At 55.0% G+C, this 12,684-nt stretch carries 12 protein-coding genes; 4 read left to right on the top strand and 8 right to left on the bottom strand.

Annotation, left to right across the window (positions count from 1 at the left end; all coding sequences use genetic code 11):
• Positions 1-80: 80 nt before the first annotated feature.
• Entirely contained in the window at positions 81-2,132 is a 2,052-nt protein-coding gene (metG, locus tag KL786_RS02040; RefSeq protein ID WP_215516557.1) for a methionine--tRNA ligase, read from the bottom strand.
• Between the two features lie 171 nt (positions 2,133-2,303).
• On the opposite strand from metG, the gene apbC reads away from it, so the two are divergent.
• Positions 2,304-3,398, top strand: a complete 1,095-nt coding sequence (gene apbC / locus KL786_RS02045; RefSeq protein WP_215516558.1) for an iron-sulfur cluster carrier protein ApbC — start codon at positions 2,304-2,306, stop codon at positions 3,396-3,398.
• A gap of 497 nt (positions 3,399-3,895) precedes the next feature.
• Here apbC and fdxA read toward each other — a convergent pair whose 3' ends face one another.
• Complete coding sequence (gene fdxA / locus KL786_RS02050; protein ID WP_017738276.1) at positions 3,896-4,219, bottom strand: ferredoxin FdxA; 324 nt, start codon at positions 4,217-4,219, stop codon at positions 3,896-3,898.
• 142 nt (positions 4,220-4,361) lie between these two features.
• Positions 4,362-6,941 carry a DNA mismatch repair protein MutS gene (gene mutS / locus KL786_RS02055; protein ID WP_215516621.1) on the bottom strand — a complete coding sequence of 860 codons (2,580 nt, stop codon included), beginning with the start codon at positions 6,939-6,941 and terminating at the stop codon, positions 4,362-4,364.
• Positions 6,942-7,315: 374 nt separating this feature from the next.
• On the opposite strand from mutS, the gene KL786_RS02060 reads away from it, so the two are divergent.
• Both KL786_RS02060 and KL786_RS02065 read left to right on the top strand, forming a co-directional pair.
• Positions 7,316-8,098: a tetratricopeptide repeat protein gene (locus KL786_RS02060; protein ID WP_215516559.1), complete on the top strand. Its 783-nt coding sequence runs from the start codon at positions 7,316-7,318 to the stop codon at positions 8,096-8,098.
• A 14-nt stretch (positions 8,099-8,112) separates the two neighbouring features.
• A complete protein-coding gene (locus KL786_RS02065) occupies positions 8,113-8,517 on the top strand; it encodes a hypothetical protein (protein WP_215516560.1) in 405 nt (134 codons plus the stop codon).
• A 270-nt stretch (positions 8,518-8,787) separates the two neighbouring features.
• Here KL786_RS02065 and KL786_RS29340 read toward each other — a convergent pair whose 3' ends face one another.
• A complete protein-coding gene (locus KL786_RS29340) occupies positions 8,788-9,120 on the bottom strand; it encodes a tyrosine-type recombinase/integrase (RefSeq protein WP_353844638.1) in 333 nt (110 codons plus the stop codon).
• Between the two features lie 201 nt (positions 9,121-9,321).
• On the opposite strand from KL786_RS29340, the gene KL786_RS02075 reads away from it, so the two are divergent.
• Entirely contained in the window at positions 9,322-10,530 is a 1,209-nt protein-coding gene (locus KL786_RS02075) for a PIN-like domain-containing protein (RefSeq protein WP_215516561.1), read from the top strand.
• Between the two features lie 37 nt (positions 10,531-10,567).
• Here the strand turns inward: KL786_RS02075 and KL786_RS02080 are convergent, their stop codons facing one another.
• From KL786_RS02080 to KL786_RS02095, 4 genes are read right to left on the bottom strand one after another with little or no spacing between them, the layout of a single operon-like run.
• Positions 10,568-11,806 (bottom strand): site-specific integrase, encoded by a 1,239-nt coding sequence (locus tag KL786_RS02080; protein ID WP_215516562.1) that lies wholly within the window; start codon positions 11,804-11,806, stop codon positions 10,568-10,570.
• Positions 11,773-11,970, bottom strand: a complete 198-nt coding sequence (xisR, locus tag KL786_RS02085; RefSeq protein WP_042944248.1) for an excisionase family protein — start codon at positions 11,968-11,970, stop codon at positions 11,773-11,775. Before xisR ends, KL786_RS02080 begins: the two co-directional genes overlap by 34 nt.
• Positions 11,967-12,254, bottom strand: a complete 288-nt coding sequence (locus tag KL786_RS02090) for a hypothetical protein (protein ID WP_215516563.1) — start codon at positions 12,252-12,254, stop codon at positions 11,967-11,969. The genes xisR and KL786_RS02090 overlap by 4 nt, the downstream gene beginning before the upstream one ends.
• Complete coding sequence (locus KL786_RS02095) at positions 12,251-12,529, bottom strand: hypothetical protein (protein ID WP_215516564.1); 279 nt, start codon at positions 12,527-12,529, stop codon at positions 12,251-12,253. Before KL786_RS02095 ends, KL786_RS02090 begins: the two co-directional genes overlap by 4 nt.
• Between the last annotated feature and the right edge of the window lie 155 nt (positions 12,530-12,684).

Consider the following 12,684-nt stretch of genomic DNA (forward strand, 5'->3'; position numbering starts at 1 on the left):
TTATCCGGCAAGCAGGGAGAGGGTACTAGCGCAAACCGCCCTGTCGCGGCTAATCACCACGGCAGGGCAGGCTTGAGGTGTTACTTGATGCGCTGGCCAGGCTTGGCGCCGCTGTCCGGGCTGAGCAGGTAGATCTCTTCACCGCCGGGGCCGGCAGCCATCACCATGCCTTCGGAGATACCGAACTTCATTTTCCGTGGCTTGAGGTTGGCGATCATCATGGTCAGGCGACCATCGAGCTTGGACGGGTCCGGATACGCGCTCTTGATCCCGGAGAACACGTTGCGTTGCTCATCACCGATATCCAGGGTCAGGCGCAACAGCTTGTCGGCGCCTTCCACGGCTTCGGCCTTGATGATCAGCGCGACACGCAGGTCCACTGCGGCAAACGCGTCGAAGTCGATTTCCGGCGACAGCGGATCCTTGGTCAACTCGCCATTGCCCGCTGGGGCTGCCTGACCGGTATCGGTCTGGCTGGCGGTCAGGTCTTCCTTGGACGCGTCACTCATGGCCTGCACCTTGACCGGGTCGATACGGGTCATCAACGGCTTGAACTCGTTGAGCTGATGGTTGTTGAGCAGGCGGGTATGGTCATTCCAGGTCAGCGGCGCAACGTTGAGGAATGCCTCGGCGTCGGCGGCCAGCAACGGCAGCACTGGCTTGAGGAAGATCACCAGTTGGCGGAACAGGTTGATGCCGGTGGCGCAAATGGCCTGGACTTCATCCTGCTTGCCTTCCTGCTTGTTCAGCGACCACGGCGCCTTGTCGGCGATCCAGGCGTTGGCACGGTCGGCCAGGCCCATGATCTCACGCATGGCACGGGCAAAATCGCGGGCTTCATAGGCATCGGCGATGCTTGGCGCGGCGGCCAGGAAGGCGTCGGTCAGTTCTGGCGCGGCGTTGACCGGAACCATCACGCCAGCATTGCCCTTGTGGATAAACCCGGCGCAACGGCTGGCGATGTTGACTACCTTGCCCACCAGGTCCGAGTTGACCTTCTGCACGAAGTCTTCCAGGTTCAGGTCCAGGTCGTCGACGCCACGGCCCAGCTTGGACGCGTAGTAGTAGCGCAGGTATTCCGGCGACAGGTGGTCCAGGTAGGTGCGCGCCTTGATAAAGGTGCCACGGGACTTGGACATCTTCTGGCCGTTGACCGTCAGGTAGCCGTGCACGGCGATGCCGGTTGGCTTGCGGTAGCCCGAGCCTTCGAGCATGGCCGGCCAGAACAGGGCGTGGAAGTTGACGATGTCCTTGCCGATGAAGTGGTACAGCTCGGCGGTGGAGTCCTTGCCCCAGAACGCGTCGAAATCCAACTCTGGCGTGCGGTCGCAGAGGTTCTTGAAGCTGGCCATGTAGCCGATCGGTGCGTCCAGCCACACGTAGAAGTACTTGCCCGGCTCATCGGGGATCTCAAAACCGAAATACGGCGCATCGCGGGAGATGTCCCACTGTTGCAGGCCAGCATCCAGCCATTCGGCGATCTTGTTGGCCACGGCGTCCTGCAGGGTGCCGCTGCGGGTCCAGGCTTGCAGCATTTCCTGGAAATCCGGGAGCTTGAAGAAGAAGTGCTGGGAATCCTTGAGCACCGGGGTGGCGCCAGAGATCGCCGACTTCGGATCCTTCAGGTCGGTGGGGGCATAGGTGGCACCGCATTTTTCGCAGTTGTCGCCGTACTGGTCTTCAGTGCCGCACTTGGGGCAGGTGCCCTTGATGAAGCGGTCGGCCAGGAACATTTTCTTTTCCGGGTCGAAATACTGGGTGATCGAGCGCGTGGCAATGTGCCCGGCGTCACGCAGCTTCAGGTAGATCTGGCTCGACAGCTCACGGTTTTCTTCGGCGTGGGTCGAGTGGAAATTGTCGAAGTCCACCAGGAACTCGGCAAAGTCGGCGCTATGTTCAGCCTGGACGTTGGCGATCAGTTGTTCCGGGGTGATGCCTTCCTTTTCGGCGCGCAACATGATGGCCGAACCGTGGGCGTCGTCCGCGCAGACATAGATGCATTGATTGCCGCGATGCTTCTGGAAGCGCACCCACATATCGGTCTGGATGTACTCAAGCATATGGCCAAGGTGGATGGAACCATTGGCATAGGGCAGGGCGCTGGTGACGAGGATCTTGCGTGGCTCGGACATGGGGCTCGGCTACTTGATGAAACGGAGGTCGGCCACTATAAAGCGCCGGCGAATTTATTTCACCCCGTGAGGCTGTTTCAGGGTTTTCCAATGTCGCGAAAGCATGCCCCTCGGGCGCGGGAACGGTTAGGATAGCCGCCTGTTTTAGTCTGTCTTTTCCGGGAGTAGCCCATGAGCGCCGTCAATCGCGCAGCGGTGGAAGCCGTTCTTCGCCAGTACACCGACCCCTATCTGAACCAGGACCCGGTCAGCGCCGGCTGTGTCCGGGCCATTGATGTGCAGGGCGATCAGGTCACGGTCCAGCTTGAACTGGGCTACGCCGCCGGTTTGTTCAAGAGTGGCTGGGCGCAGATACTGCAAATGGCCATTGAAGGCCTGGACGGTGTGCGTTCGGCCAAGGTCGACATCCAGTGCGTGATCGCCGCGCACAAGGCCCAGGCACAGATCCCGGGCCTGGCCAACGTCAAGAACGTGGTGGCCGTGGCGTCGGGCAAGGGCGGCGTGGGCAAATCGACCACGGCGGCCAACCTGGCCCTGGCCCTGGCCCGTGAAGGCGCGCGGGTGGGGATTCTCGACGCGGATATCTATGGCCCCAGCCAAGGCGTGATGTTTGGCATTGCCGAAGGTTCGCGGCCCAAGATCAAGGATCAGAAGTGGTTCGTGCCGATCCAGGCCCATGGCGTGGAAGTCATGTCGATGGCGTTCCTCACCGATGACAACACGCCGATGGTCTGGCGTGGGCCGATGGTGTCCGGGGCCTTGATGCAACTGGTGATGCAGACCGACTGGGGCAACCTGGACTACCTGGTGATCGATATGCCGCCAGGCACCGGTGATATCCAGCTGACCCTGGCGCAAAAGGTGCCGGTGGCTGGTTCAGTGATCGTGACCACCCCACAAGACCTGGCGCTGCTTGACGCGCGCAAAGGCGTTGAGATGTTCCGCAAGGTCAACATCCCGGTGCTGGGCGTGGTGGAAAACATGGCGGTGCACATCTGCTCCAACTGCGGTCATGCCGAGCATCTGTTCGGTGAAGGCGGCGGTGAAAAGCTCGCCACCCAATATGGCGTTGAGTTGCTGGCTTCATTGCCGCTGTCGATGGGCATTCGCGAGCAGGCCGATGGCGGCAAGCCGACGGTGGTCGCCGAGCCCGACGGGCAGATCGCCATGGTCTACCAGGAACTGGCCCGCCATGTGGGCGCGCGGATTGTCTTGCAGGAAGCCGGTTCCCAGGCAATGCCGACCATCACTGTCAGCGACGACTGATCAGCCTGAAGGCAGAAAAGCCTCGACCCTGTCGGGGCTTTTTCTTGTCTGGCGTAAACCTTTTGGGCGGTCGAGTGCGCATTTCCATAATGGGCCGTGTAAGCATTCGCTTACTTTTTCGTAAGTGTTTGGTTTTTTAACCGCGCCGGGACGTCTCGAATCACCTGGACATATTTCTATGTTGTTGAAAAACAACATTTATTTATTCTACTTCGAAGGCGGCGGCAGGTTGTGCTTGCGAATGGATCCCGTTGAAGTTGTTCGGGAAGTCTCTACTATCAGCCCTGTGTCCACGGATTGACACGGTCATCAAGGATCGATGACTCAGGGAACCTCGCAGGATGCGATTCATCAGGACGATGAAAAGGAACACAGGGACTAGGGAAAAAATGTGGGCGGGTCAAACCGCCCCTTTTTTTGCCTGCAGAAAAGTAAAAGACCGGCGTGCAGAAACGCAAAAAGGCCCGCAAGGGGCCTTTTGAAGGGGCGCGACGCTGTTAGCGTTCGAGGTCTTTGATCTTGCCTTTTACGCCATCCCACTCGGCTGCATCTGGCAGCGAGTCTTTCTTCTCAGTGATGTTTGGCCAGATTTCCGCCAGCTCGACGTTCAACTGAATAAATTCCTGCATCTCTGCCGGGACTTCATCCTCGGAGAAAATCGCAACGGCCGGGCATTCTGGTTCACACAGGGCGCAGTCAATGCACTCATCCGGGTGGATCACCAGGAAATTCGGGCCTTCGTAAAAGCAGTCCACCGGACACACTTCTACGCAGTCGGTGTACTTGCACTTGATGCAGTTGTCGGTGACGACGAAGGTCATTTCTAATTTTCTCCTCAGGCGGCGGCAGCGAAACCCCTTGTGGCAGGGCTCGCGAGGTTCGGGAGCGATAGTCTGCGGGCCAGGCTAAAAGCCCGCAGCATCCCAAACCGCGCGAGAGTCTACCAGCTTGCAAGCGTCTGCGTTATATCCGAGTCTTCAGTGCATATAACATTTCGAGCGCTTTACGCGGTGTCAAGTCATCCAGGTCAAGCTTTGCTAACTCATCCAGTACTGGATGGGGCAGGCTGGCGAACATATCGCTCTGGTGCGGTGCCGCAGGTTTGCTGGTGGCCTTGGCGGGGCTGGCGACCACATTCTCATGGGGCAGGGCCGTGGTTTCCAGGCGGCTGAGGTGTTCGCGGGCGCGCAGAATCACATCGTTCGGTACACCGGCCAGTTGCGCTACGGCCAGGCCGTAACTCTGGCTGGCCGGGCCTGGCAGCACATGGTGCAGGAACACGATGCGTTCGTTGTGCTCGGTGGCATTGAGATGCACGTTGGCCACCAGCGGCTCGCTTTCCGGCAATACGGTCAGCTCGAAGTAGTGGGTGGCAAACAGCGTATAGGCCCGCAGATGCGCCAGGCGCTCGGCTGCCGCCCAGGCCAGGGACAAGCCGTCGAAGGTACTGGTGCCGCGTCCCACTTCGTCCATCAGCACCAGGCTGCGGTCGCTGGCGTTGTGCAGGATATTGGCGGTTTCGCTCATTTCCACCATAAAGGTCGAACGACCACCGGCCAGGTCATCGCTGGAGCCGATCCGGGTAAAGATGCGGTCTACCAGTGACAACTCGCAACTGGCCGCCGGTACGAAGCTGCCTATATGCGCCAACAGCACAATCAATGCGGTCTGGCGCATGTAGGTGGATTTACCACCCATGTTCGGACCGGTGATCACCAGCATGCGCGTATCGTCGTCCAGCGACAGGTCGTTGGCCACGAACGGCGTGGTCAGTACTTGCTCCACCACCGGATGGCGGCCTTGCACGATGCGCATGCACGGCTCGCTGACAAAACGCGGACAGTTCAGGTCAAGGTTGAGGGCGCGCTCGGCCAGGTTGCTCAGCACATCCAGCTCGGCCAGGGCCGCGGCGGTGTCCTGCAGTGGAGCGAGCTTGCCGATCAGGTCTTCGAGCAGGGCCTCGTAGAGCATCTTTTCCCGGGCCAGGGCGCGGCTCTTGGCCGACAGCGCCTTGTCTTCGAATGCTTTGAGCTCGGGGGTGATGAAGCGTTCGGCGCCTTTGAGGGTCTGGCGGCGCTGGTAATCGATAGGTGCCTGTTCGGCTTGTTTGCTCGGCAGCTCAATAAAGTAGCCGTGCACGCGGTTGTAGCCGACCTTGAGGTTGGCCAGGCCGGTGCGGGCTTTTTCGCGGGCTTCCAGGTCAATCAGGAACTGCCCGGCGTTCTCGCTCAGGGCTTGCAGTTCGTCCAGCTCGCTGTCGTAACCGGTCTTGAGCACACCACCGTCGCGGATGATCGCGGGTGGGTTGTCGATGATGGCTTTTGCCAGCAGCGCCGCCAGTTCCGGGTAGGTACCGGCCGTGACGGCAAGTTGTTGCAGGTGCGGCGCTTCCAGTTCGGTCATCGCCTGTTGCAACTCGGGCAATACGCCCAGCGCGTCTCGCAAACGTGCCAGGTCGCGAGGGCGAGCGTTACGCAAGCCGATTCGCGCGAGGATCCGCTCGATATCACCGATCTCCTTGAGCTGCGGCTGCAGCTTTTCAAAACGGTAGACGTCCAGCAGGCAGGTAATAGATGACTGACGCGCTTGCAGCACCGTCAAGTCGCGCAGCGGGCGGTTCAGCCAGCGGGTCAGCAAACGGCTGCCCATGGCGGTCTGGCAACGGTCGACCACTGACTGCAGGGTATTGTCACGCCCGCCAGCCAGGTTGGTGTCCAACTCCAGATTGCGTCGGCTGGCGCCATCGAGCACCACGGTGTCGTCCAGGCGCTCATGGCGCAGGCTGCGCAAATGCGGCAGGGCGGTGCGCTGGGTTTCCTTCGCATAGTTGAGCAGGCAACCGGCAGCGCCGATGGCCAGGGTCAGGGTCTCGCAGCCAAAGCCCTTGAGATCCTGCACGGAGAATTGCTGGCACAGACTTTTCAGCGCCGAATCACGCTCAAAATCCCACGGCGCACGACGCTTGGTCCCACGACGTTTTTCCGCCGGCAGGTCCTTGGGCCAGTCATCCGGGATCATCAACTCCACCGGATTGATCCGCTCCAACTCTGCCAGCAGGTTTTCCCAGCCCTTGATCTCCAGGACTGTGAAGTTGCCACTGGTGATATCCAGCACCGCCAGGCCGAACAGCCGCTCATCCCCCAGCACCGCCGCGATCAGGTTGTCGCGGCGCTCATCCAGCAGCGCCTCATCACTCACCGTCCCCGGCGTAATGATGCGCACCACCTGACGCTCCACCGGCCCCTTGCTGGTGGCCGGGTCGCCGATCTGCTCGCAGATCACCACCGACTCGCCGAGCTTGACCAGCTTGACCAGGTAACCTTCCAGCGAGTGATAAGGAATCCCACACATCGGAATCGCCTGCCCAGCCGACTGCCCGCGCGCGGTCAGGGTGATGTCCAGCAACTTGGCGGCCTTCTTCGCATCTTCATAGAAGATCTCGTAGAAATCGCCCATGCGATAGAACATCAACTGATCAGGGTGCTGGTTTTTCAGGCGCCAGTACTGTTGCATCATTGGAGTGTGGGAGGACAGATCGGAAATTGTTTTATTCATCAGTGATTTGAGAGCTACTTGCTTAAAGTCTGGGGCGAATTTGGGGCACTTATCATTTGGTACGTGTGTTCAACTGCTTGAGTCGAGATACGCGACCATCAAGGAAGGGTATCACGCACAAAGGACGCTTGTTGAACGACGGGCGGTCATGTTGGATTGCTAGAAAAATTTGACCATCCCCTTGACTGCTGGCTTAATGCCGTCCTATCTCCCTTTCCCGTTATTTAGCTTCGCCCCCGACAGGCCATAGGGCCTGTCGGGGGCGAAGCTGCATAAATTGATTGTTTTGTGTTTTAGTTTACGCTTCACTCAGTAGTGAAGGTTTGCCTCGCTGATCAGGATGATCAGCTTCTGGAGGAATGATGGCGGTTCAGCTCACGACAACGTCGACAGTTACAGATCAGATCAATCAGCTCGCAAAGACTGCGCGACCTACTGATTTTGAAGTTCGTCGTGTTAAGCGAGAAATTGAACGACTCAAAGCAGCGGATATTGCGCAGCACTACATGCTGTTAGGCATGTTGTATTCTGTTCTCGGAGATGAGAAAGAATGTCGTGAAAATCATGAGCGGTCTCTAAAGCTCTCCTCTGAAATAATATTTCTTGAGAATTACGCTTTTTCGTTAAAGCGATTAGGGGCGAGTGCAGATGCGTTGCGTCTGCTACTGAGAGCATTTGATATGGCGCCCGTTGAGGAAGTGTTTGAAGAGGCTGCTCAAGCTATGATTTTTGCTGGCGATTTAACTCAGTACGAGCAAATACTAGACCGTTTTGCCAAAGCGAATCCAGAACGCAGCTTGGATAAGGTTCATGCTGCTAGATATATAAGAAATGTTAAAAGCTATCTAGATCGAGCAGATGTTTCATCGGATGACTTTCGAGCGGCTATGCAACTTATTGAGTCGGTAATGCTGGCTATGAAGTGTCGGGGCTCCGTAGAAGCCATTAATTTTCATGGGGGGACTTTTGATGGCGTCCCTCATGTTAATGTAGATATTCTTATTAATGCTGATTCAGGTTTAGGACTGAACTTCGTTAATGATGCTATTGCCGATGCTATGGCCAGTGCGGACGATATAGAAGCTTGGAATAGGCTTGTATTCACAGTTTCCGAATGGACTGTTGATAAAGAAGAAGTTGCATAAGGATTATTCGGGAAATGGGAATTCACTACAAGCGGTTTTTTGAGTACGCTGCTGAAGGGATAAAGGTTGAAGATTGTGAGTTTAGCTGGAGAAACTCGATGTCTCGGTCTTATTATGCTGTATATCATGCAGCCTTAACCTATGCCGATACCGTAAGTGTGCCTCCAGTCAGCGATTTTGCAGGTCCTACGCATCGAAAGCTTTCCTTGTACTTCGAGGGCAGTATGCATTCGGATATGTCCTCGCGACGGAACCTTAGAAGGTTGGGATATTGTTTGAAACAGCTGCATGCTGGTAGGGTTGAAGCTGATTACGAGCTTGAAACAGGCATTAGTCTTAGCAAGGCGCAAGATCATGTCTCGCGTTGTGGTATGCGACTGAAAGAGTTTGACGAGTTGCTTTCAGCTGAGGCAGCCTAGCCCTTTGGCTGCTTTAGCTTATGCCATATTCTTTCAATCTCGTTCTGTGATTCTTCATCCGTCCGTTTGGCATAGACTTTAACTAACATAGTAAAGTCTTTGTTTTCCATTTGATTGGCGATAAATGCAAAGTTTCCTCTGGCGCCAAGGTGCCCGCACGTATATGGTTTGATAAGGTCGTCGTGGGCGTATACCTCAGGGGCTCTGTATCGCTGGGGTGACTTTTTCTTGTCGACTCTTGTGCCTGTTCTGGAACCCTTCGATCGCTCGCTAAGGGTATTCAGCAACTAAAGACATTAAAGTCCTGCATGCATCGACCGCTGGCGGCGTTAATAGTATGGTGCGCGGTTTCCCTGTTTTGGGTACCTTGAACGTACCATTGGCGGTAATGGCTCGGGTGATGTTGATTTGCATACCATCTAGGTCAACGTCCTCAACTTCCAGTGTGCATAGCTCACCTGGTCGAATCCCCTTGTAAACCGCTAACGTTATCGCTGCCGAGTCTAGTTGGTATAGGCAACCTTTAGCTACCAGCAGTGCGAATTCGTCACGCGTAAGCGGGTTCGGTGCCTTGCCTTGCCTTGCATGAAGAGCATATTGCAGACTTCAGATAGCCCCTTGCGGCAGTACACTTTGGTGTGGCAACAATCCAGAAATCCTCCGAGTGGCTTTTCAGGTCAGAAATTTATCAAATCGTCAGATGGTTATCTGTTTAGCCATTTATTGAGGTAGGATGATGAGAATCGTAATGGCGTACTGGTATTGTCCGTACTACGTGCCCGAGTGAAGTTGAAGGAGTAATTCATGAAGACGTTATTTCCTAGTCATTTTGCGAGTTGCCCGGAAAGGATTGAAAAGCTATGGGGAGAGTGCATATTTGTAGTTGATACGAATGTTTTGACTGGCATATATAAATACTCTGATGAGACAAGGGATGCTCTTTATAGGGTTATAGGGTCGCTTGGTGAAAGGTTGTGGGTTCCATATCAAGTAATGTTTGAGTACTTGGATAATCGTGCAAAAATCGTATTTGATCAGTCGAAATTATATGCGTCTGCTATTTCTAAGTTGGAGGAGTTGAAGTCCGACATTGATGTGCCGACTCGGCCACCTTTCGTATCTGCAGAGATATATGAAGATTTTTGTCGTTCTGCTGAGCGGGTTCTCGAAGACTTGAAAAGTAGACGTGATCTTCACGAGGCAAGAATAACAAATGATGATGTAAAAGAGCATCTGGCTGTGCTTCTAGATGGAAAGATCGGTCCGGGATATTCCAGTGCTATTTTAGAGGCTTTGGCGGTAGAAGGGGATCGTCGGTATTCTCAGAAAATACCACCAGGGTTCGAGGATAAAGACAAGCATAAAGGCTCTGTGCTTACAAAGGAAATCAATAAAAGGTACGGGGATTTGATTTTTTGGAAGCAAATTCTTGATAAGGCTAAAGAGTCAGGAACTTCGGTAATTTTGGTGACAGGAGAGCGTAAAGAGGACTGGTGGTCTCAGTGTGGTGGAAAAACCATTGGGCCGCTACCAGAGCTTATGGAGGAGTTTGCGACGGTGACAGGAAAAGAGTTCTATATTTATTCTACACACAGCTTCCTCCATCTTGCGAACGATTATCTTCATCAAGATACTTCCCCGGCAGCTGTTGAAGAGGTCAGGGATGCCTTTGTTAGTGAGATGCCGTGGCTTGCAAGGATGGGCAATACGGAAATAACTTTGCTTGAAGATTTGGACGATGATAATGAGGATGTATCGTTGTCAGGTCGGTATAGTGCTGATTATTATCGGCAGTTAGGGGCTAAGGCTGAATCTGCGGTAGAGCAGCTAGAAGAAGTTATTATAAATTTGAAGCAGAAGTTGCGAGAGGCTGAGGCTATTTCATCACCCGCAGTCGTAAAAATTTATGAGGAGCGATTGGCTCATGTATTAGGTCGGAGGAAGTCACTACGTATGAAGCAAAGATATTACGCTAGAAAGCTTTCGCAGATGCTCAGAGATAATTCGATCTAAAACTATAGGGTGCCGCGACACCCTATAGTTAAATGGTTCACGGCGGTTTTAATTTCTCCCATATGTTTTTCAACTCAGTTGGTGACTCATCATCCATCCACTTAGCATAAACCTCCACCAACATGGTGAAGTCTTTATGTCCCATTTGCTTCGCGATAAAAGCAAGGTTCCCACGAGCAGTCAGGCACCAGCAGGCATAGGTGTGGCGAGTCTGGTAAGGTCGGCGCGGACGGATACCTGAGCGCTTCTGGACTGCTGCCCATTTGGTGTTCCATGCGGTGGGGACATACCAGAGGTTGATGATCTTCTTGCGCGCCTGGGTGATAGGTGAGAGCAGTGGGGTGACCTTTTCCTGCCGGCTCTCGTGCCTGTTGTGGAACACCTCGATGGAGCGGGTGGGATGATCGACAACCAGCGACATCAGAACCCGACAGGCCTCTAATGCTGGAGGCATTAGTAGTACTGAGCGTGGCTTCCCTGTTTTGGGGACCTTGAACGTACCGTTGGCGGTAATGGCCCGGGTGATGTTGATTTGTCCGCCTTCCAGGTCAATGTCCTCAACGGAAAGTGCGCAGAGCTCACCTGGTCGAAGCCCGGTATACACCGCCAATGTGATTGCCGCCGAGTCTTGGGGGTGAAGGCACCCTTTATCGATCAGTAGCTGAAACTCATCGCGAGTCAGCGGATCTGGTTCCTGACCTTGCATGGCGAACCTATTGCAGGCTTCCGACAGCCCCTTACGGCAGTATCCGTTGGTCTCGCACCAGCCGAGGAACCCGGAAAATGTCGCCAGGTAGTGGTTGGCAGTGGACGGTGCTCGATCTGCGATCAGCAAAGTCCTCAGCAACTGGATGTCTTCGGGCAACAAAACTCCGGCGAGACGATCAATTCCAACCAAGGCAGTGCAGATGTCCAAGGCATAGCCGTACTTTTCCTCGGTCATCGGGGTGATGTCGACAGCCTTCAACGGCTTGTACCGCTTCAGCAATGCCCCAAGCCTTTCGTCCTTGGCACTGCTGTAGTTGGTCGCGTGCTTTGAGTTAGGAAAGTGCCGCCCATACTCAAAGTGACCGGTTTTGATCTCGTGAAGAATTGCCGCCCTTAAGAGGGCGGCGTGTTTGATGTTGGCTTTGGTGATTGGAAGCCCTAGGGATTCGCGGCAGCGTATCCGCCGCCACATGAACACGACACGCAGGTTGCCGCCGTGTATCTCAATTCCTTTGTGCTTAGCCAGCTCGGTTTCTAGGCCGCTTCCTGAGGTGCGCTCTCGGCCCACTTGTCATACTCCGTCATGTTGATAGCAATACGGCCGTCCGGCGTCTTGCGCCAGATACGGCCTTGGGCCCAGGTGCCGTTTTTCACTTTGTGGCGGATGGCGTCTTCGCTGTAGCCCGTCAGTTCAGAGGCGCGGCTGATCATTACCCATCTAGGAAGACTCATTGAGTGGCGTCCTGTGTGGTGTTTAGACTTGGGCTTTGGTTACTGAGCCCCTGAATGCGTACCTCATCAATCTCTTTTTCTAGTGCATCTTCTCGGGCTAACGATTTGGAATGTCTGACTTTGAGAAGATCAAGCTCATCTCTCAGCGCAATTTCACGACGATGTGCGGCATCACGCTGCTCGATTGAATTCCCATATGACGTTGTGACGAAGTAGTCCTTGTCTCGAATTACGTCTAGAAATGCATCTGGAGGGGCATAGAGAACTATGGTTACTTCGCTCATGAACTCACCTTCGTCCACGGTCCAGGTACGCGAGGTGGTTTTTGTTTCTTTTGGAAGGCATCCAGTTCTTTCGTTCGCAGCTTTCGGGCGTTGTTCAAAAGTACGAGAAGACGGTCACGTTCCGCGCTTTTTATGGCTTTAAAATCAACACTCGCGGCTAGATATCCGACGAAAAAACGCTCAGCGCTTAACAGTTCAGCCGTCGTTTCAGCCGTCCTGATGCTCGACGCCATGTAACGCAGGTACCAATAGTCAACTCCAACATGTCTGGTCATAGGGGACTCCCGGTAATCTGGTGGGAGGGCGTATACCCCACGGCAGGCTGCGCGAGCGTGCGTTCCTGAGCGTTTAGCGTTGCATCAGCGGGCGCTGCCCCGCGCAGCTTTTCGTGGGGTATAAGTGCCTCGGCAGTGGCGCTGGAAGGGGCAAT

Origin of the sequence: Pseudomonas sp. TAE6080, from assembly GCF_018732265.1 — a bacterium.
GTDB lineage: Bacteria > Pseudomonadota > Gammaproteobacteria > Pseudomonadales > Pseudomonadaceae > Aquipseudomonas > Aquipseudomonas brenneri.